The 20,131-nt window shown below is 55.8% G+C and carries 19 protein-coding genes; 9 read left to right on the top strand and 10 right to left on the bottom strand.

Features of this window, described 5'->3' with window-relative positions:
• Nucleotides 1-305 precede the first annotated feature (305 nt).
• Nucleotides 306-1,535, top strand: coding sequence for a phosphoglycerate dehydrogenase (gene serA / locus ACUN9X_RS07990; RefSeq protein ID WP_260036056.1), 1,230 nt, complete (start codon nucleotides 306-308; stop codon nucleotides 1,533-1,535).
• Between the two features lie 141 nt (nucleotides 1,536-1,676).
• On the opposite strand, the gene ACUN9X_RS07985 is transcribed toward serA, so the two are convergent.
• Nucleotides 1,677-2,333 (bottom strand): OmpA family protein, encoded by a 657-nt coding sequence (locus ACUN9X_RS07985; RefSeq protein WP_260036057.1) that lies wholly within the window; start codon nucleotides 2,331-2,333, stop codon nucleotides 1,677-1,679.
• A 47-nt stretch (nucleotides 2,334-2,380) separates the two neighbouring features.
• The gene (locus ACUN9X_RS07980) at nucleotides 2,381-3,400 is read right to left on the bottom strand and encodes an alpha/beta hydrolase (RefSeq protein WP_260036058.1); all 1,020 of its coding nucleotides are present in this window, start codon (nucleotides 3,398-3,400) and stop codon (nucleotides 2,381-2,383) included.
• A gap of 255 nt (nucleotides 3,401-3,655) precedes the next feature.
• Between ACUN9X_RS07980 and ACUN9X_RS07975 the strand changes: the two genes are divergently transcribed.
• Both ACUN9X_RS07975 and ACUN9X_RS07970 read left to right on the top strand, forming a co-directional pair.
• Entirely contained in the window at nucleotides 3,656-4,549 is an 894-nt protein-coding gene (locus ACUN9X_RS07975) for an alpha/beta hydrolase (protein WP_260036060.1), read from the top strand.
• A complete protein-coding gene (locus ACUN9X_RS07970) occupies nucleotides 4,546-5,310 on the top strand; it encodes an SDR family oxidoreductase (RefSeq protein ID WP_260036061.1) in 765 nt (254 codons plus the stop codon). Before ACUN9X_RS07975 ends, ACUN9X_RS07970 begins: the two co-directional genes overlap by 4 nt.
• Before the next feature lie 3 nt (nucleotides 5,311-5,313).
• On the opposite strand, the gene ACUN9X_RS07965 is transcribed toward ACUN9X_RS07970, so the two are convergent.
• Complete coding sequence (locus tag ACUN9X_RS07965; RefSeq protein ID WP_260036062.1) at nucleotides 5,314-5,592, bottom strand: GIY-YIG nuclease family protein; 279 nt, start codon at nucleotides 5,590-5,592, stop codon at nucleotides 5,314-5,316.
• A complete protein-coding gene (locus ACUN9X_RS07960; RefSeq protein WP_445472717.1) occupies nucleotides 5,589-6,491 on the bottom strand; it encodes a DMT family transporter in 903 nt (300 codons plus the stop codon). Before ACUN9X_RS07960 ends, ACUN9X_RS07965 begins: the two co-directional genes overlap by 4 nt.
• 301 nt (nucleotides 6,492-6,792) lie before the next feature.
• Here ACUN9X_RS07960 and ACUN9X_RS07955 point away from each other — a divergent pair, with 301 nt between their 5' ends.
• Nucleotides 6,793-7,167, top strand: coding sequence for a DUF4168 domain-containing protein (locus tag ACUN9X_RS07955; protein ID WP_445472716.1), 375 nt, complete (start codon nucleotides 6,793-6,795; stop codon nucleotides 7,165-7,167).
• Between the two features lie 91 nt (nucleotides 7,168-7,258).
• Here ACUN9X_RS07955 and ACUN9X_RS07950 read toward each other — a convergent pair whose 3' ends face one another.
• Both ACUN9X_RS07950 and ACUN9X_RS07945 read right to left on the bottom strand, forming a co-directional pair.
• Nucleotides 7,259-8,539 (bottom strand): TRAP transporter large permease, encoded by a 1,281-nt coding sequence (locus tag ACUN9X_RS07950; protein ID WP_260036593.1) that lies wholly within the window; start codon nucleotides 8,537-8,539, stop codon nucleotides 7,259-7,261.
• 43 nt (nucleotides 8,540-8,582) lie between these two features.
• Nucleotides 8,583-9,254 carry a TRAP transporter small permease gene (locus ACUN9X_RS07945; protein WP_260036067.1) on the bottom strand — a complete coding sequence of 224 codons (672 nt, stop codon included), beginning with the start codon at nucleotides 9,252-9,254 and terminating at the stop codon, nucleotides 8,583-8,585.
• A gap of 129 nt (nucleotides 9,255-9,383) precedes the next feature.
• Here ACUN9X_RS07945 and ACUN9X_RS07940 point away from each other — a divergent pair, with 129 nt between their 5' ends.
• The gene (locus ACUN9X_RS07940; RefSeq protein WP_445472715.1) at nucleotides 9,384-10,490 is read left to right on the top strand and encodes a TRAP transporter substrate-binding protein; all 1,107 of its coding nucleotides are present in this window, start codon (nucleotides 9,384-9,386) and stop codon (nucleotides 10,488-10,490) included.
• A 97-nt stretch (nucleotides 10,491-10,587) separates the two neighbouring features.
• Here ACUN9X_RS07940 and ACUN9X_RS07935 read toward each other — a convergent pair whose 3' ends face one another.
• From ACUN9X_RS07935 to ACUN9X_RS07920, 4 genes are all read right to left on the bottom strand, one after another.
• The gene (locus tag ACUN9X_RS07935) at nucleotides 10,588-11,601 is read right to left on the bottom strand and encodes an META domain-containing protein (protein WP_445472714.1); all 1,014 of its coding nucleotides are present in this window, start codon (nucleotides 11,599-11,601) and stop codon (nucleotides 10,588-10,590) included.
• Nucleotides 11,602-11,653: 52 nt separating this feature from the next.
• Nucleotides 11,654-12,460, bottom strand: a complete 807-nt coding sequence (locus ACUN9X_RS07930) for a mechanosensitive ion channel family protein (RefSeq protein ID WP_260036072.1) — start codon at nucleotides 12,458-12,460, stop codon at nucleotides 11,654-11,656.
• 32 nt (nucleotides 12,461-12,492) lie between these two features.
• Entirely contained in the window at nucleotides 12,493-13,770 is a 1,278-nt protein-coding gene (locus tag ACUN9X_RS07925; RefSeq protein ID WP_445472713.1) for a hypothetical protein, read from the bottom strand.
• A gap of 127 nt (nucleotides 13,771-13,897) precedes the next feature.
• On the bottom strand, nucleotides 13,898-14,734 hold the full coding sequence (locus ACUN9X_RS07920) for a 23S rRNA (adenine(2030)-N(6))-methyltransferase RlmJ (protein ID WP_445472712.1): 837 nt from the start codon (nucleotides 14,732-14,734) through the stop codon (nucleotides 13,898-13,900).
• Between the two features lie 207 nt (nucleotides 14,735-14,941).
• Here ACUN9X_RS07920 and ACUN9X_RS07915 point away from each other — a divergent pair, with 207 nt between their 5' ends.
• The 4 genes from ACUN9X_RS07915 (at nucleotide 14,942) to ACUN9X_RS07900 (ending at nucleotide 20,013) form a co-directional block, all read left to right on the top strand.
• Nucleotides 14,942-16,246 (top strand): imelysin family protein, encoded by a 1,305-nt coding sequence (locus ACUN9X_RS07915; protein ID WP_445473195.1) that lies wholly within the window; start codon nucleotides 14,942-14,944, stop codon nucleotides 16,244-16,246.
• A 168-nt stretch (nucleotides 16,247-16,414) separates the two neighbouring features.
• Entirely contained in the window at nucleotides 16,415-17,836 is a 1,422-nt protein-coding gene (locus ACUN9X_RS07910; RefSeq protein WP_445472711.1) for a di-heme oxidoreductase family protein, read from the top strand.
• A gap of 14 nt (nucleotides 17,837-17,850) precedes the next feature.
• Complete coding sequence (locus ACUN9X_RS07905; protein WP_445472710.1) at nucleotides 17,851-18,888, top strand: imelysin family protein; 1,038 nt, start codon at nucleotides 17,851-17,853, stop codon at nucleotides 18,886-18,888.
• Nucleotides 18,889-18,891: 3 nt separating this feature from the next.
• Nucleotides 18,892-20,013: a DUF1513 domain-containing protein gene (locus ACUN9X_RS07900; protein WP_445472709.1), complete on the top strand. Its 1,122-nt coding sequence runs from the start codon at nucleotides 18,892-18,894 to the stop codon at nucleotides 20,011-20,013.
• Nucleotides 20,014-20,131: the final 118 nt, after the last annotated feature.

The following is a 20,131-nucleotide window of genomic DNA, read 5'->3' as shown; positions in this document are numbered from 1 at the left end:
TTTTACTGAATGCATTGTTGAATGATTCAGATCACCGAACACAATGTTAAACAGGGGGATTATGGTATCATACCCGCCCTATTCTGCGAGCCCGCCCGCCTGGTGTCGGGTGCGAACACTTTAGAGGGTGTTGCAAAACGCAGCGAGCGAAGGTCAGGCAAGACGGATATTCATAAGAAACCGCGAAAAAGCGCAGTTTACGCATGGTAAATGAGCATTTTGAGCGGATATCCAGCGCCGCATGACCGAGCGCAGTAGTTTTGCAACACCCTCTTCACTTTACGCGACGAAAGGTCTGGAAACCCATGGCAAATACGTCTCTCGACAAAAGCAAGATCAAGATCCTGCTATTGGAAGGTGTGCATCAGTCCGCTCTGGATACACTGCACGAAGCGGGCTATACCAACATCGATTATCTGACTCACTCGCTGGGTGACGCAGAACTAAAAGAAAGAATCGCTGACGCGCATTTCGTCGGTATCCGTTCACGGACCCAGCTGACCGAAGAAGTGTTCGAAGCGGCCAGCAAGCTGGTTGCGGTCGGTTGCTTCTGCATCGGCACCAACCAGGTCAACCTGAAAGCCGCCACCCGTCGCGGCGTTGCCGTATTTAACGCGCCTTTCTCGAACACCCGCAGCGTAGCTGAACTGGTTCTGGCTCAGGCTATATTGCTGCTGCGTGGCATTCCTGAAAAGAACGCCAGCGCGCATCGTGGCGGCTGGATCAAGTCAGCCAAAGACAGCTACGAAATCCGCGGCAAGAAGCTGGGCATTATCGGTTACGGCAACATCGGCACCCAGTTCAGCGTGCTGGCCGAATCACTGGGCATGCAGGTTTACTTCTACGATGTAGTATCCAAGCTGTCCATCGGTAACGCGACTCAGGTGGGTTCACTGAAAGAACTACTGAACATCAGTGATGTTGTCAGCTTGCACGTGCCTGAAACGCCCGCCACCAAATACATGTTCGGTGCAGAGCAGCTGGCGCAGATGAAACCCGGCAGCATCCTGATGAACGCTTCGCGCGGCACCGTAGTTGATATCGAAGCGCTGGCGGAAACACTGAAAAGCGGCAAGTTGCTAGGCGCGGCAATTGACGTCTTCCCAGTTGAGCCCAAGTCCAACGATGAGGAATTCGTTTCACCTCTGCGTGAATTCGACAATGTCATCCTGACACCGCATATCGGTGGTTCTACCATCGAAGCGCAGGAAAATATCGGGCGTGAAGTGGCCGAGAAACTGGCGATGTACAGCGATAACGGAACCACCGTATCGTCTGTCAACTTCCCTGAAGTGGCACTGCCATCGCATCCGAACCAGCACCGTCTGCTGCACGTTCACGAGAACATTCCGGGCGTCATGTCCGAAATCAACAGCGTGTTCTCCGACAACGGCATCAACATCTGTGGTCAGTACCTGCGTACCCAGGAAGACATTGGCTACGTGGTTATGGATGTTGATAAGGCCTACGGCGAGCTGGCACTTGAGAAGCTCAAGTCGGTCAAGGGCACGATTCGCTGCCGCGTATTGTTCTGATTCTTCTGGCAAGTGCGCAATATACTTGCGCACTTGCTGCCTGATCAGACAGTTACGGCACGATTTGTTCCGAACGAACAAAAAAAGGGCGGCACCTGCAGTTAACAGGGCCGCCCTTTTTTTAATCTGGAATCAATCGACTTACTGTGTCGGCACCAGATTCAGCTCAACCCGACGGTTTTGTTCACGCCCGGACGCCGTCTCGTTTGATGCGATAGGGTTACGCTCGCCATAACCGGTGGCGCGGGTGCGTGACGACTGAATACCCTGATTCAGCAGGAAGTCACGAACCGAACCGGCACGCTGCTCGCTTAACAACTGGTTGTAGGACGCAGAACCGCTGCTATCTGTGTGCCCTTCAATGTTGATGATGGTTTCATCAAACTCTTCAAGCACCAATGCCACAGAATCCAGAACACCGGTAAACGACGACTTGATCGTCGACTTGTTCACGTCAAACGTGATGTTGCCTGGCATGATCAGATCGATCTGATTGCCGTTGCGCACAACGCGAACGCCGGTGCCTTCCAGCTGCTGGCGTAACTTGGATTCCTGACGGTCCATGTAGTAGCCAATACCGCCACCTGCCGCGCCACCGGCAGCAGCGCCAATCAGCGCACCTTTACCCCGGTCGCTTTTACTGGAGGTTGCAGCACCAATGGCGGCACCGGAGAGAGCGCCAATCACACTACCTTTGGTCGCATTGGATACTTTTTCTTCCCCGCTGTAAGGGTCGTAGGTCATGCAGCCACTCAGGGTGACACCCGCGACCATAATCGCCGTCATTGTTTTTTTCATTCAACTTCTCCTTACTTGGCTATCGATCAGTGTGATGCTGGCGCAAACTAGCTTGCTTTCGAGTAGGCATCACAATGCTTTCTGAATGCATCGATCGTCACATTGAACACGCTTGCCTGAAGATCGGGCGCCTCGTTGACGAGGTGATGCCGACCGTCAGGCAAACGGCGTTCGGTTACTTCTGAAAACTTGTTTTTGATAATCCGCAGGTTGTGCTGCCAATCGACCGTCATGTCCTTTTCACCCTGAATGACCGTCACCGGGAAGTTAACCGGTTGCGCCTGCTCAATCTGCGGTACCCACTCCCTCAGCGCCGACACCCAGTCCACATGTACAGACCGGGCCTGAAGCGGGTCTTTCTCTCGCAAAAAGCGGAGGAAGCGGCCACTGCCGCTATTTTCCGAAAACATTCGGCGCCAGCGCGTCACAAACGGCCTCGCCACACTGTGTAATAACTTGGCACCAATCCATCCTACCGGCCGAACCAGCGGCGCCAGGAGCACAACGTGCCGAAACACCGCCCTGTCATGCGGTACTTCCGACAACAGGTAGTCAATCAGGATGCCGCCACCGGTGCTTTGACCCACGCCAAACCAGGGCTCTGGCACTTTACCCCGTGCGACGTTGATTACATCCCGCAAAACCGCCTGATATTCACCAAAGCTGCCGATCGCTGCAGGTGTGCCGCTGGACAACCCATGTCCCGGCTGATCGTAGGCCAATACGCTGAAGCCTGCCGCGAGGCAACGATCAATCAACTGGCTGTAGAGGCCAACATGATCAAAATAACCATGGAGGATAAAGACAGTGCCGCGTGATTTCGGCAACTTGAAGTAATGAATCGCCACCCGGTGCTCGTCGCTTTGCAAAATGCCAAGCGCATATTTAACCTCAGGATGCTCCACCCACAGATCCAGTCCATAGAAGCGACAATAGGATGCCGCTTCTTCATTGAGCTCATCAGCACGGGTGCCGTCTATGCCTTCGAGTGAGAACTCAGTCAGCGACTTGATAACAGACGCGCGCTCCCACTCCGGCATTTCAGGACTATCGGATTTCCAATACACAGTTATCAGCCATATGAATCTGATTTTAGGGAACCGCGTTCCCGTGTGCAGTTACAACTCTGTCATATCCCTCGATCAGAGCCTTGCGAAGGTGCCTAGATTAGCACAATTCAGCCCGTTTCCAGCTATGATCGCCGTCATGAATCACCTCAAAAAGAACACATCAGCCAGACCAAATAGCGCTTAATTTCAGGGCAGTGTTAGGCCACTATAGGTATTCGTTTCTCACGGAAGCCGCAGTTACGGGAGCCCGAAATGCAGCAGACTATCTTACAGGCGGCACTACGCACCACGATGCAGGCGTTGGTCAAGCCAGTTCTGACACCCGCTATACCCGTGTCCTTGCAGCGCACACTCATTCGTCAGGCCTACCGCGCCTCAATACCGCCACGAAGAACGGCATTCTCTTCAGGCAGTATCAAGGGCATTCCCTATCAGCAGGTAACCTGCAATCCGAATGGACGCCGTGCGATCCTGTACCTTCATGGCGGCGCCTATATCATTGGTTCTTCTGAAACCCATCGCGGAATAACGGGGCACATCGCAAAAGCGACCGGTTGTGCGCTATTTGTGCCTGATTATCGACTGGCACCGGAGCACCCTTACCCTGCTGCTGTAGATGATGCACTATTGATGTACCAGCATTTGCTGGCACTGGATTACAGCCCTGAGGATATTTCTGTTGTCGGCGACTCTGCAGGTGGCGGACTCGCGATTGCACTCGCTCTGCGCCTCAAGGCTGAGCAACTGCCCTTACCGTCATCGCTGGTGGTGATGTCCCCCTGGGTCGATCTGACCCACCAGCAATTACACGTGCCAGATGCCGAACCCGTGCTACAGGTGCGCTGGATCAAAAACGCCGCCACGTTGTATAGCAACGGCATGCCGCTGAGCGAGCCCATGATTTCGCCGGTTTATGGTGACCTCTCCGGTTTGCCGCCACTGCTAATCCAGGTCGGCAGTCAGGAAATTCTGCTTAATGATGCCAAGCGCCTTGCCGAAAAAGCGAAAGTCGACGGCGTAAAGGTAACACTGACGGAACATGCCAAACTCTGGCATGTGTTTCAGATCCATGCGGGTGTGCTAGCCGAAGCCACCCATGCTATTAACGCCCTTGCCAGGCATATCGAGGAGCATTCCCCATCATGAAGTTCATGTTGATCACCGGCGCAGGCGCCGGCATAGGCGCTGCCACCGCGCGACTGTTTGCGAACCAGGGCTGGACACTGGGCCTGACCGACATTGACGCCGGCGCTATTGCAACAATGGCCGACGAACTGGGAAGCAGGCACTGGTATAGCACGCTGGACGTGACCGACAGCGCGGCGGTGAGTGAAGCCGTCAACGCCTTTGGAGACTTCTCCAGCGGCAGATTGAATGTGCTGTTCAACTGCGCGGGCATTCTCCGGGTGGGGAATTTCGAGTCTATTCCGGCTGACGAGCATAAGCGGGTTATTGATATCAATGTGATGGGCACGATCAACATGTGCCAGCAGGCGTTTTCATTGCTCAGAAACACCCCGTCAGCGCGGGTAATCAACATGAGCTCGGCTTCGGCCCTTTATGGCACGCCTCATTTTGCCAGCTACTCGGCTTCCAAGTTTGCAGTGCGTGGCCTGACCGAAGCGCTGAACCTGGAATGGAAGGCTCACGACATCCTGGTGCAGGATATGATGCCGCCATTTGTTAAGACCCACATGGTGTCGAGCCAGACATTTGAAGCGCCGATTATTCAGCGGCTCGGCGTCAACCTGAACGCGGAGGATATCGCCACCGCCGTCTGGTCTGCCTGTCAGGGCAACGACGTCCACAATCCTGTAAGCCTGCAATTCAAGTCACTGATGTTCAGCAACAAATGGCTACCTACAGGATTTACCCGCCAGTTGCTCGGACTGCTCAGCAAACCCTGAGCACTAGAGCGCTATATCCGACAGTTTGAGTTGCCCTGTGACCAGTGCATCTTTGCGGTTGCGGGGCCAGCGTTTCACAGCATATTCAAGCCGCGAGGCGCGCGAACGATCTCCCACCGCCTCGTGAAACACTAGCTCCAACGGCCCTTTGCCCCACAAGCTGCGGGCCCCTTTCGGCCGGCCGGCCTGATGCTCCGCAAAGCGCCGGTCAACATCGGTTGAAATACCGGTGTAAAGCGCACCCGTGCGCGTGCGCACCAGATACAGATACCAGCGTGTCATGGCTGCGCAGCCTTCAGGGAGCGGCGTCGGCCGCCCTGCTGCACCCACAACCCGGCCACGATCAGTACCAGGCCGATATAGGTGGACGACAGAATCTGCTCACCCAGAATGAAGTGGATGAATATCAGTGACAGAAAGGGCGAAATAAAGATCAGGTTGCTGACCTGGGACGTGTTCTCTGCTTTTTTCATAGCGTACATCCACAACACGAACGCTATCCCCATCTCAAAGACACCAACATAAACCGATGCAGCAAAAGCAGTGCCTGAAGCTGTGGGTAAACCATCCGTCATCAGACAGAAGATCACAATAAACGGAAGACCGAACAGAAAGTTCAGGAACAAACCAACCATCGGATCCCGAGTGTCCCTGGTATTGATGATCCAGTAGGATGCCCAAACCAACGTACTGGCCAGCGCCATGGCCACGCCCACGGGATCGGAAAACTGCAGCCCGAGAACATCGCCCCGGGTCGCGATCACGACCACACCGCTATAGCAAATCAACCCCGCCACAATATCCGACAGTGCCAGGCGCTGCCCCAAAAAGGGTACCGATAGATAGGCCAATGCCAGCGCCCAAGTGTAGTTCAATGGCTGGGCTTCCTGGGCAGGTAAGCGATCAAAAGCACCGAACAACACAAAATAGTAGAGACAGGGGTTGAGTAACCCCATCAGTACTGAACCGGCATATTGACGACGGGTCAGCGAGAACACATATTTGAGTCGCCCCTGCAGCGTCAGCACAACAGCGAGCACCAGAACCGACGTTGTACAGGCGATTACCATTAACTGGGCCGGGCTCATTTCCCGCAGGGAAAGCTTGAAAGCAGTCGCGACAGTCGACCACAACAACACTGTGGCGCCACCGAACAGCAAGGCCTGCTTCTGATTTTTCATAACGCTCCCGGATCAATCGTGGGTCATCTGCCTAAACACCCGACAGATTCTGTTCAATGCATGACGCGGTGAAGTTTGCATATCGCAGACAGGGAAGCCAAGTTGAAATTCACCTGGGGCGCTGCAACCCGCATAAACAGAGAGCTGGCGCCAATTCTTTCCTGGATATGTGTAATTCTTAATTTGTAGGTTTTTGGCAGCATGGCAAAGTGACTTCCAAGCCGATTCGGATGGGCCGTCGCTGAAGGATACTGTGCCATCCGGATAGTTGCTTAAACCAACTCCATGAAGGAGATTTTCCATGAAAACGCTTATGACTTCAGTAGCCCTTTCCGCCGCTCTGCTTGTGGGTGGCCCGGCAATCGCCCAGGAAACACAGAACCAGGGTAATCAAACCCCTGCAGCGACAGGCACCCAGAAGAAGAACTACTCCGATCAGGAACTGAAAAAGTTCGTTGAAGTTCAGGAAAACATCGGTTCAATCCGGGACGAGTTCATTCCCAAGATTGAGGAAGCAGAATCCCAGGCCGCTGCTCAAGAACTCCAGATGAAGGCGAATGACAAGATGGTCGCCGCGATTCAGGAAGAAGGCATGGATATCCCTACCTATAATGCCATCGCAACAGCGTATAACAGCGAACCGCAGGTTCGGAACCGGGTTGACGCGCTGATGTAATCGCGTCGCACTCAGGCCAGACCTGACACAAAAAACCCCGCCTTGAGCGGGGTTTTTTGTGTCTTCGTCACTTCTATCAAGGTGCTTGTGACTACTGCATCAGACCCGGCAGGAACAACGCAATCTGCGGGAAGACGATCAGCAGTACTGTCGACAGTAGCAGCAGACAGATAAACGGCGGCGTCCCTCGTATCACTTCCAGATAGGGTCGCCTGAATATGGCCACCGCCGTAAATATATCGCAGCCGAATGGCGGCGTTGCCGAACCAATCGCAGCCTGCAGTGTGACGAGCGTACCGACCAACACCGGGTCAATGCCCGCCGCAGCCACTGCGGGTGCAAAGATAGGCGTCAGAATCAGGATGACCACAATCGGGTCGACAAACATGCAACCCACAAAGTACGACACCGAGATCAGCGCCAGAATCATGTAGGGACTGTCTGCCGCGTTCGCGACGACATCACCCAACAACAGATCCGGGATCTTGGCGAACGAAATAACCCATGAAAACGCCGTGCCTGCCGCAACCAGTATAAAGACCACCGCCGTGATCAGGCCGGTAGACAAGGCCACCTGAGGCAAATCGCTCATGCGTACCTGGCGGAAAATCACCATTTCAAGGATCAGGGCATAGGCAACCGACATTGCCGCGGCTTCGGTCGGGCTGAAAGTACCGGAGTAGATACCGCCGATAATAATGACCGGGAAACCCATCGGCAGTATGGCCTTTTTAAGCGCAGTTAATCGTTCCGCACGCGTTGCCTTGGGCAAGACCGGAATTTTCAGCTTGATCGAAAGGTAATAACAGTAAACGGAGAACAACAGAAGAATCAGCAGCCCGGGACCAATACCGGCAATAAACAGATCCCCCACCGATGTTCCGGACACCACGCCGTAAATAATCATGCCGATCGAGGGAGGAATCAGCAGGGCAATATCACTGGCGTTGATGATCAGCGCCATCGTGAACTTGTCAGAATAGCCGGCCTCGAGCAGCTTCGGCCTCAAGGGCTGACCCATTGCCACAACCGTTGCCTGGGTTGAACCTGACACCGCACCGAACAGCGTGCAGGATACCGCCGTCGTCATCGGCAAACCGCCACGCAAATGACCAACAAACTTGGAAACCAGATCAAGCAGACGATCCGCTGTGTGCCCCTTGATCATGATATCCGCAGCCAGGATGAACATGGGCACCGCAACCAGAACGCTCTGGGAAATGCCGCCGATCATCTGCTGGATCATGACGGACCCTTCGAGGAAAGGAAACTGGGTAAACAAAAGCAGCATGGAGCCCACTAGCAGAGGCACCATCATCGGGTAGCCCATCAACAGGAACACCACCATTACGACGGCAACAACGACCGACATCGATGCAGTGGATAGCCCGCCCAGGCCGATAAATTCCATCAGCTTATCCATTGGGTTTCTCCTTGTCGGCGGACTTGTGATCATCCTCGTCGAAATGCGCCATATCGCTGGGCATGCCCGTTTCGGCGGCTATCTCGTCAAGCTCGTCTTCATATTCGTCCGGGTTGTGCCACGATAACCATGCGCCCGGACTGATCAGGTTGCGGATACCGGCCAGCAAAAACTGCGCAGCGCCAACGATCAGACCAACGGGGACAATCAGATAGGGAATCCATAACGGGAACTGCAGGGAGGGCATGACGCGCCCAGAGGTTTTCAGGTTGCTGACGTAGTCGATAGCGTAAACAGCAAGCAGAGCAAGCAAGGCGCTGGACGTGAAACTCACGATCGTCAGCAACACTTTCTGGCCTGTTTCCGGAAGCAGGTCGTGCAGGGCGGACACTCGAATATGTCGCGCATTTCTGACCCCGTGCCCGACCCCGACAAAGGTCACGATAACAACGAGAATCTGAGCCAACTCATCCGCGAAAGAAAGACTCTGCCCCAAATTCCGGAAAATGACATTGGCGATGGTGACCGCTGCCATTAAAAGAATACCGACTATCAAAACACCCTGTTCCACGACGTTAAGACCGGTATCAAGCCAACTGAAGACGCCTTTTCGGGCAGTCTTTTCAGGCTTCGGTCCGTCGGACGCGCCCCTGGTTTCAGCCATGGTTTCGCTCCATTTTATTTTCAGGTGAATACAGTATACGTTGTAATAGATGGCAGAATTCAAGAAATATGTCTATTTGATAGTGTGTTAAGGTTTAAAAGTTGGATTGAACCCAAAGGAGAAAAAAAGATGACAAAGCTCACCCGCTGGCTGGGAAGCCTGACCGTTCTGATGGCATTCGGACTTGCCGGATGCTCAGATTCAGGCGACAGCGCCAACAACGAAGCAACTAATCAACAGGAGTCCTCGAGCTCTTCGGAAACCGCCGATGCGAAAAGCGAACCGGTGACCTGGCGCTTTGCGCTGGAAGAAATCGAAGGCAGTGTTCAGGACGCTTACGCCAAAGAATTCAAGCGCGAAGTTGAAGAAGAATCTGACGGTCAGATCAAAATCGAGATCTACCCTTACGGTTCACTGGGTACCTCATCGCAGCTGACCGAACTGGTTCAGCAAGGGGCGGTTGAACTCGCATTCGCCTCTCCGGGCCACCTCGCATCCGTCATCCCTGAAGTCGGTATTTTCACACTGCACTTCGTGCTTTCCGATGACAACGACGTCAACAAGAAAGTACTGTCGAGCGACAAGGTGCACGATCTGTTTGCCGACCGTTATGCGTCACAGGGCCTTGAGCTGCTGAGCATTGTGCCTGAGGGCTGGATGGTCTGGACCGGCTCCAAGCCACTGCGCACCCCTGCCGATTTTGCAGACTTCAAGATGCGCACCATGACCTCGCCGATTCTGACTGAATCGTATAAGGCCTACGGTGCAAACCCGACTCCAATGCCTTATTCCGAGGTATACAGCGGCCTGCAGCTGAAGCAGATCGACGGTCAGGTGAACCCGATTTTTGCAATCGAAGAAATGAGCTTCTACGAAGTTCAGGATTCCATGACCATCGCAAAGCACGCGCAGTTCATCGCAACAGTGATTTCAAACAAGAAGTGGTATGACGCCCTGCCTGAAGAGCAGCGCAAGGCACTCGATGCAGCTCGGGACAACCTGGTGGATTACATCTACGACAAGCAGGCCGAGTTCAACGAGACCCGTCTTGAGAAAATCAAGGAAAACAGCGATATCAATATCATCGAGCTGACTGACGAGGAGCGTGATGCGTTCCGTAAAGCCAGCATGGGTGTTCGCGATATCTATCTGGAAGCTGCCGGCGATCGCGGCAAGGAAGTGCTGGACACCATCACTTCAATGGTAAAAGAAGAGGAAGGTAAAGCCGGAGAGTAATTCACTGACCGGTTTTGCAACTCAAAAGGCGTGACCTTCGGGTCACGCCTTTTTTGTGCTCGCTCGAGGCAGCCAAGCGCTTCATTAAACGCCTGTGTCAGTTGATTTCGCGAGCCTTGAATGTCACCAGTGTGTGGCCTTCATCGTCCATCAGGTATAACCGGTCCCCTTCAATCGCAAAACGACGCGTTTCATCAAGTGCTTTGAAATACTCGGCCTCAATCTCGGATCGAGCCGGACACATCATCCGTGTCGATGCCAGAGGCCCCAGGGCCAGATGATCGCCGCGGCGATCGTAATCACCATTGAACCGGTTGCAACCCGCAAAGCCTGACGCCTTGCCCTCACGGTTCAATTGAAGCTCCAACTCCCGCTGCCCCTGCTCCGGCGCCACTGTCATTTCACCCAACCGGGTTGCCGACCAGTATGTACCCGGCAATGCCGTGCCCGGACACCGTGACTTCAGCCCGGCAGCCGCTCCTTCTACAGACGCCACTTTGAGGTGAAGCGTGTCGTCACCGCCATCCGGAGCATCGTCCATGACCCAATGCCCCTGTACGCGAACCGCGGCGCTCTCGGGCGGCTGCTTGCCTGTTTCACGGTAAAATGCTTCCAGCGCGGGGTATGCCTCTTCCATTGCGACAGGCAGATGCCGCCGAATTCGCGAATCATATGCCAGAGGTGCATCAGCCATGGTCATGAAGCAGACGTCCATTGGCCGATCCTGTTCGATGGGATCGGTATCATCATCGTACTCCAGAGCTACGGCACCGCCCCGGCCACTCAGCATTAGCGTGTTGTCCCGTGTCAGACCCAGTTCCGAGTGACGATTGCCATCGTCCACCAGAACCACCTGACCCGTACCGGGCACAAATTGCCATAGCCCGCGCGTCACCTGCGGTTGATCGCCAGAAAGCCCGGTTCCACGCTCATACACATGGTTCGGGTGAAGCACCCAGACCCTATCGCCATCCGGTGTCGAGTAGGTGCCCGGCTGCAGCTGGGGCGGGGACACAGCGGCATCCGACTCATTCTGTCCGGCGGACGTCGCGCAGCCACTCAGGACTGAAACCGCAAAACCCAGTGTCAGACTGCACAATAGGATTTTCATGTGGTCTCCTCATCACGATAAAAGATTCTGTTGCTGATATACCAACCCGTGGTTACGTCTCGCCCGCCATCACGGGTGCCGTTACCTGCCGAACATTCATTTGTCTCAGCACCGCCTTGCCCCTGATCGTAAGGTCGGAAATAAACTGAAACTGATCACGAGGATCAACCGGGTAGGCCTTCAGCCGGTAACAGGTGCCCCAGGGCCGCTCCGACAACACCACGATGACGGGCTGGTAGGTTTTCGTCCAGGGGCTGGTAAAGGCAACATCCCGCAGCCGCGCCTTGACCTCGGCAGCATCATGCTCCGGGTCGAGGTAAAACTCGGCAACGCACATCAGGTTGCCGGTACCGTCGTTACCGTTAGCTATCAGGGACGACCACAACTTGCCATGCGGAATCACAACCGCGGTGTCGTCAGGCGTTACGATGACGGCCGCGCGAGTGCCGATCGAACGCACTTCGCCATACTGGCCATCCACTTCAATCCAGTCACCCGGACGGTAAGGCATTTCGTAAAGTGTCACGATCCCGGCAATCAGGCTGTTGGCGTAATCCTTGAACGCGAAACCTAACGCCAGGGCCAACGCGCCGAACACCGCGACCAGATTTTCAAAGGTCGGCTCCAGCAGAATCGGCACAATAAGAATGATCACGCCAAGAATGATCACCAGGCGCAAAAGCGGGACAGCCGCCAGAATATAAAGGCGAGGCTTGCCGGAAAAGCGCGAGGCAATGCCCGGCAGGATTTTCTGAACGCCCAGAATGAATAACCAGGCCACCGCAATCAGAATAGCCGCGTCGACAATTGCCCCCGACGTGATGGCATCCAGTGCGTCTTTGAGTCCTAAATCACCCATGTCGGTATACGCCTTTTGACTGAGTGTGTGCGTTAAAAGCCATCAACCATAAACCCTTCAGAAAGCAGATAGCGCCGTATCGCCGGATAACCTTTAGGGGTCACAAACCAGCCACGGGCATGGGAAGTGACCAGTTCGGCACGCCTCAATGAGTGCAGGCAGATGCCGACATCGTCGGCACTCAGGCCAGTGGTAATCTCCAGCCGCTCGTTATCCAGCCCTCCATGCAACAACATTGAGTGGAGCAGGAAAGCCAGCGGCCGGGATTCTCCCGGCGGCAGACTGGGCAGGCTCACCTGAGACCAGGGAATTACCCAGCCATGCTGGTAACCGTTAACGACTGCCTTTGGCTTCTCAGATGTCCGGTCACCCTCGCAGTCACTGCCGTCCTGAAGCACCGCTTCGTCCAGATCGTCTTCCGGTTCCGTACGCAACGAATCCCGCCAGACAGCCCAGGCCACTTCCGGAATACCCCGCGACCAACTCGCCAGATCTCTGAGGAAAGTACTGACCTTTTGCGCCCGCTTGTTACTGCCGTTTTTATGCGCGTCATCCAGCGGCGTCACAACCCAGCTGCCGTTGGTTGTGAGCCGGAAATGGACCTCAGTCTGCGATTGATACTGGCTGAGATCACGAAACCACTGCCCTAGCCGGGCGTGGTCGTAAGCCTGAGGGGTCAGTACCGCAAAACGCAGCTCGGGCATCAGATGTGACCAGTATTTCCAGGTCCAGCTTGAGCTGCCCACTATGCCTTTACCCAACTCTCCTGAAGCCGCCGCGCCAAGCAATCGGCGAATCAGCCGAAGGCCGGTTGGCGTTCTTAGCCAGCAATGGGCCAGTTCCGGCAACACCCACGGTGTATCCCCTTCGAACTGGGACCACCATTTTTGTGCGTCCTCTGCCCGATGGATACTGTAGCTCTCCGGCGGCTCAATCAGTTTCCAGCCGCGATCGCGGCACAGAGTCTCAAGAGATGTCTGAACGCCGGTGAATGGCGGGGCCACCAGAAAACTCACCGGTTGAGTATCGGCCCAGCGTTGCTGCCAGCTATCTATGGCATCGGCAAAGCCGGCCAGTTCCCGATTCCATTCTGGCGGTGGCGTCCAGCGCGCGAGACGGCGCTTCGACAGAGGCTTCAGTTTCTCGGCATCCTGGGCCGGGCTATCCTCCAGCCAAGTGCTCTGGCGAATACGGGTGACGAAAGCCTTGATCCCATCGGCCAGGGTGCGTTGCACAGAAGACACAGGAATCGACCATTGATCACGCGCAACCAGTATCGGTGGTTGCTCTTTTTTCTGATCGTCCGTCATCCGCTAAGAGCTCCGGCACGTTTGGCAATCTGGCCACATATATATGTACCAGCCAGCACCTTGCCATCTGCAGTTGAGAGAAAAATAGAGGGCACCTCGCTGTTCTCCGTTTCGCGCATCGGGTCGCCTATTCGGGCACGACCCATTCCAGCTTGTGTTTCGCCGCGATAGCGCCGCTATTGATTACCTCGTTCAATAGCGCATCCAGGGTCTCGGCCCATTCCCAGGGCGGGTTGACCAGCAACAGACCTGATCCACGCATTCCCCGTGGCGGGTGGGTATCGAGCACAAACTGACTATGCAGTATTTTGCGCACCGGCCCTGCCTGCAGCCGCGAAATCATCTGCTGGTACTGGGCTTCCGGTAATACCGGATACCAGACAAGGTAGACCCCGTGACGGCAACGTTGCCACGCCTTCTGGATGGTTTCGGCAGTGCGGGGGTAGTCTTCCTTGATTTCGTACGGAGGATCAATGAGGGTAAACAGTCGCGGCTCACGTGGCGGCAACCCTGCCAGCAGACCTTTAAAACCGTCACCCACGACCACCTTCACTTTGTGAGTGCGAGCCCAGTCCTGCAGGCGACTGCTCTCGGAGCTGTGCAGCTCAAACGCGGTAACGCGATCCTGCGAGCGGGCAAGACTGCTGAGCCAGGCGGGCGAGCCCGGGTAGTGGCGAATGCGGACATCGGTTCTCTTGACGCCGATCACCGACCAGATGTCTCGCCAAAGCGGATTCCGCAGGCCATTCCGGCATTGCCAGAGCTGCTGGAAACCGGCATCCGCCTCTTTGGTTTTGCGCGCGTAGTCGCCCTCAAGATCGTAGCGCGCACTGCCCGCATGTGTATCAAAGCAGGCGATCGCGGTGGGCTTGCGCTGCAGCAACTGAAGCGCAACCAATAACCCAATATGTTTGTGAACGTCCGCGAAATTACCCGCGTGAAAAGCATGTAGATAACTCAGCATTCAGAGACCTGGATTCAGTGATAATACAAGGGCTTCATTAAGCACGAAGACACGCGGAGCAGCAACTGCCCTGGTGCACGGGGATCCCGGATATCAGATGAGCATCAGAACATTGTCGATTGCAAATGATGAGTGCAGAGATATAATCGCAATGCAAATGACTATTATTTATCTTATTCACTCGAGTTTTACAGGGAGAAAACCATGGTGGCGCGCCATCCGCTCAAGTCATTGACCGTTGCTATCGCAGTGACGTCGCTTACCGCATGCAGCTCAGGAGGAGACTCTGCGCAAGCAAACGCTGAAAGAGCGACCGGCACGGTCACTGAAAACGCTGTTATCAAAAACTACGCGGATATCGCTTACGCCAACTATCAGGATGCGCTGACAACCGCCAAGGCACTGAATGACGCAACCGATGCCCTGATCGAAAATCCCGACAGCGAGACTCTCAAGGCTGCAAAAGAGGCCTGGCTGGCTTCTCGTGTCCCCTACCAGCAAAGCGAAGTTTTCCGCTTCGGTAACGCAGTCGTGGATGACTGGGAAGGTCAGCTCAACGCCTGGCCGCTGGATGAAGGACTTATTGATTACGTCGAAGCCGACGACTATCAACATGAACTGGGCAACGGCGGCGCAACCGTCAATATTATCGCCAGCACCGAAATTAACGTCGGCGGCGAAGCCCTGGATGTCAGCACCCTTACTCCAGAACTGCTGGCAAACCTGAACGAAGTCGGCGGTTCCGAAGCAAACGTTGCCACCGGCTACCACGCCATTGAGTTTCTGCTGTGGGGTCAGGATCTTAACGGATTCAAGGCTGGTAACGGCGAGCGTCCGGTAACCGACTATGCCCAGGGTGAAGCCTGTACTCACGGCAATTGTGACCGTCGTGCAGCCTACCTGGATGCCGTCACCGACCTGCTGGTAAGCGATCTGGAATGGATGGTAGCCCAGTGGGCACCGGATCAGGACGGAAACTACCGCAGCGAACTGCTGGCGATGGAGTCCGGCGAAGTTATCCAGAAAATGCTGTTTGGCATGGGTTCGCTTTCATTGGGCGAACTGGCAGGCGAGCGCATGAAGGTTGCACTGGAAGCCAACTCGTTTGAAGACGAGCATGACTGCTTCAGTGACAACACACACAACTCTCACCTGTACGACGCGGTCGGTGTCCGCAACATCTACAACGGTCAGTACAGTCGTGTAGATGGCAGCACCGTCAGCGGCCCGTCTCTGTCAGATCTGGTGGCTAAAACACAACCAGAGCTGGACAAGTCCCTCAAGTCCGAGCTTGACGCGTCGGTCAACGCGCTTGAAGACATGAAAAAATCCGCAGAGGCGGCTGACGGCATGACCTTCGATATGATGATCGCTCCTGGCAACGATAAGGGCGCCGAGCTGATCAACACCGCCATCGCGGCACTGGTTAAACAGACCGGTTCTATCGAAAAAGCCTCTGCTGAACTGGGTGTCGAATCGTTGGCTCCGGATGATGCCGGCCACACGTTCTGAAGCACCACCAGGCGACAACCTGCGCAAGCTCCGTTATCCTTGCGCAGGCGTTTTTGCAAGAACGACTAGCAAACAACAAAGGTCCGGCTTAAACCCCGGACTTTTGTCGTTTGCAGACACTACATTTAAACCCGTGCCTCGATTCCCGGGCCTGCAGTTGGTCAAACCATGAGATTCAGATTTCCGATCACCGCCACATTCTCCCTTGGCATCCTGACGCTGCTGGCCAATATGGCACCGGCTACCGCAGCCCCCGAGTATCCGGTTCAGGACACACCGCAGACCGGTGGTCAGGGCAGCGTATCCCAGAAGGACCACAATGCGTTTTCGTTGCCTCAAAGCAACCTGCCAATGACCAAACGGCTGGACTTCAGCGTGGGCAACAGTTTCTTTCGCAACCCCTGGGTAGAAGCGCCATCCAGCACTGAAGCGCGGGACGGACTTGGCCCCCTGTTCAACACCAATACCTGCCAAGGCTGCCATATCAAGGATGGCCGCGGCCACCCGCCAGCGGGTGATGCCCCCTCCGTCTCCCTGTTTTTACGGCTGTCAGTACCGGCCGATCCTGAAAAGGACGCCGACACCCTGCGCTTGAACGGCGTCGTGCCGGCCCCGGTTTATGGTGGTCAATTACAGACCTCAGCCATCTCCGGAATGAAGCCCGAGGCCGACATGATCGTGAGCTGGGAGCCGCTGGAGAAAAGCTTCGCAGACGGCACCACCGTGACCTTGCGCCGCCCGGTTTACACTATCGAGAACCCTAACTATGGCCCCATTCCCGAGAACCTGCTGACCTCCCCAAGAGTTGCGCCCCCGATGATCGGGATGGGGTTGATCGCTGCCATACCGGAAGCCGATCTACTGGCCAATGCTGACCCGGATGACAGTGACGGGGATGGGCTTTCCGGACGCCCCAATCAGGTGTGGGACAAAGCTGCCAATAAAACGACGATCGGCCGATTCGGCTGGAAGGCAGGCGAACCTACCGTGATGCAACAGAGCATGGGCGCCTTTGCCGGCGATATGGGGCTGACATCTGCCCTGTCTCCTACCACCGACTGCACCGAAAGCCAGGACTGCGGACGCCTGCCTGATGGCGGGGCACCGGAAGTCAGCGACAAGATTGCCAACTTTGTTGCGTTCTACGCCAGCAGTCTGGCAGTTCCGGAGCGTCGCGACCTGAATGCCCCGGCGGTTCAGAAGGGAGCTGCGCTATTCAACGCCACCGGTTGCGCGGGATGCCACACGCCACGACATAAAACAGGCGCAGTGGAAGACCGGCCTGACCTGAGTCAACAGGTTATCTGGCCATACACCGACCTGCTGTTGCACGATATGGGCCCTGAACTGGCCGACAACCGCCCGGAATTTGAGGCGACTGGGCAGGAATGGCGCACACCGCCCCTGTGGGGGCTGGGTCTGGCACTGGATGTCAATCCACAGGCGGGTTTCCTGCATGACGGTCGGGCACGCAACCCGGAAGAAGCCATACTCTGGCACGGCGGCGAAGCCAAGCCCGCGGCTGACCGCTATCGCAAGCTCGACAAAACACAACGCGACGCGCTGATAGAGTTCCTTAATTCGCTGTGACAGGAGAATTCCAAATGACAGGCTTGAAACAGGCCGCCATTCGAGGGCTGGCATGTGCAATACTAATCCTGCCTGGCATCGTCTCGGCGCAAGACGAATCCCCTCGTCAGCAATGGCAGAAAGGCATTACTGCTGCCTATAGTGATCTGGCGTCGACATCCCAATCACTGGCAAATACCACCCGACGCTATTGTCAGGCGCCCAGCGATGCCGGCCGAACAACATTAGTTGATAGCTGGCGCAAGGCTTACACCGCCTGGCAGGCCGTCCGGTACGTGGATTTCGGCCCTATCGAACAGAATAGTCGCGCGTGGCAACTGCAGTTCTGGCCCGATTCAAAAAACCTGATCGCCCGTAAAGCCAATTACTGGCTAGGCCAGGACGCCCCGGTCACGGCTGAACAGGTCAATAGCGACAGCGTCGCACTGCAAGGCTTTCCGGCAATGGAATACCTGCTATTCGATCAGCAGCCAGCGAAACGCGGCCACGCCCTGCCAGAAGCGCAAGCCTGCTCGCTGGCCGTAGCCATTGCAGAGCACATCCAGACCACCTCCCAGTCCCTGAGCGACGATTGGGCAGCATTTGCACCGCACTACGTTGAAGGCGAGCAATATACCGCTACCACCGTGAAAGCCGCATTGAACGGCGTCGAGATCATTCAGGACAAACGTCTCGCCGCCCCCATGGGACTGCGTGGCAATGGTTCTCGCAACGGCTACCTGGCGGACGCCTGGCGCAGCGGCGAATCACTGACCACCATCAAGGCCAGTATCAAGGGGCTGCAAACATCGTTTTTGCCGGGCGCGGTGACACTGCTCAAGCAAAACGATCAGGCCAAGCTGGCGACCAAGCTCAGCCGTCAGTTTGAACGCACGCTAAAAGAGTTCGATGCGCTGCCCCACGCCCTGGCACCCTTGCTCGAAACTGATGACGGCTATCGCCAGTTGCAAGGGCTTTTCATCGAAGTCAGCCAGCTGGATCAGATCATCAATAACAATGTGGCGCCAGCGCTGGGTATTACCCGAGGCTTCAACTCCAGCGATGGGGACTGACCCATGCTCAACCGGCGGCTATTTCTTCAGGGCAGTCTTGCCACAGCGGCACTCGGCGCGTTCGGTGGTCTGACCGGCTGTGCCGCATCGCTTCAGAAGCAAACAGCCCCGGCATCCAGGTTGTATCTCAGCGCTGTGGATAATGAGGACGGTGCCCACCTTATCGCGGGTATCGACAGCGCCGGCAAGACCCGCTTTCAACTGCCGGTAAGCGATCGCTGTCATGGCGGCTGTGCCCACCCGGGCCAGCAGCAGGCTGTGGTGTTTGCCCGCCGCCCCGGTCGTCATTTCTATGTTATTGATACCGCCAGCGGCAAGATTCACAAGACGGTGGAAGCCGGCCCTGAATATCACTTCTATGGCCACGGCGTGTTCAGTACTGACGGTCGTTATCTTTATGTCACCGTGAACCACTTCATCAGCGGCGACGGATTTATTCGAGTGTACGATGCCGGTAACGACTATCAGGTGGTCGACAACTTTGCGGTCGATGGCATCGGCCCCCACGAACTCCGGCTTCACCCCGATGGTGAAACCCTGATCATTGCGCTCGGCGGTATCAAGACCCACCCAGACTATGACCGGATAAAGCTTAATCTGGACACCATGAAGCCGGCGTTGCTGCTGATGGACCGCCATAGCGGCCGCATTAACCAGCGATATACGCCCTCGCACCATCAGCTCAGCTGTCGTCATCTTGATGTGAGCCCGGAAGGCGTGGTGATCGCCGGCTACCAGTATCAGGGCCCGGAGTGGGAAACACCCCCACTGATCGCCCGACTGGACACCCGCAACGGCGAATTCAGTGAAATCGCGCTGCCCTCCGACCTGCAAGCTAGTCTGAACAATTACACGGCCAGCATTGCCATCAGCCCCAATGCCCCTCACGCGGCGATAACCGCGCCCCGCGGCCATAGGGTAGTGTTGATAAATTACATGACCGGCGCGTTAATCCGCACGGCTGAAGTACATGATGTCGCCGGCGCTCTGCCGGATGATCAAGACGGATTTATAGTGTCCTCCGGCCAGGGCGGTGTGTTTCATGTCACGCCTCAATCAGATGCTATTTCAGCACTCGGTCACTACCGCTTTCACTGGGACAACCACCTGACGCTGGCAAGTTAAGATCCCCTGAAAGACCTCTGATTGCGCCTGTTGGCAACTCCGCAACGCTTGATCAGAGGTTCGCTGGCTGTGTCGCTTTTGAAGGGCCACCAGGGCTGATATCCTTGCTCTACTTTTG

The organism is Marinobacter sp. V032 (genome assembly GCF_052645435.1).
This window is presented reverse-complemented; position numbering and strand designations above follow the sequence as displayed.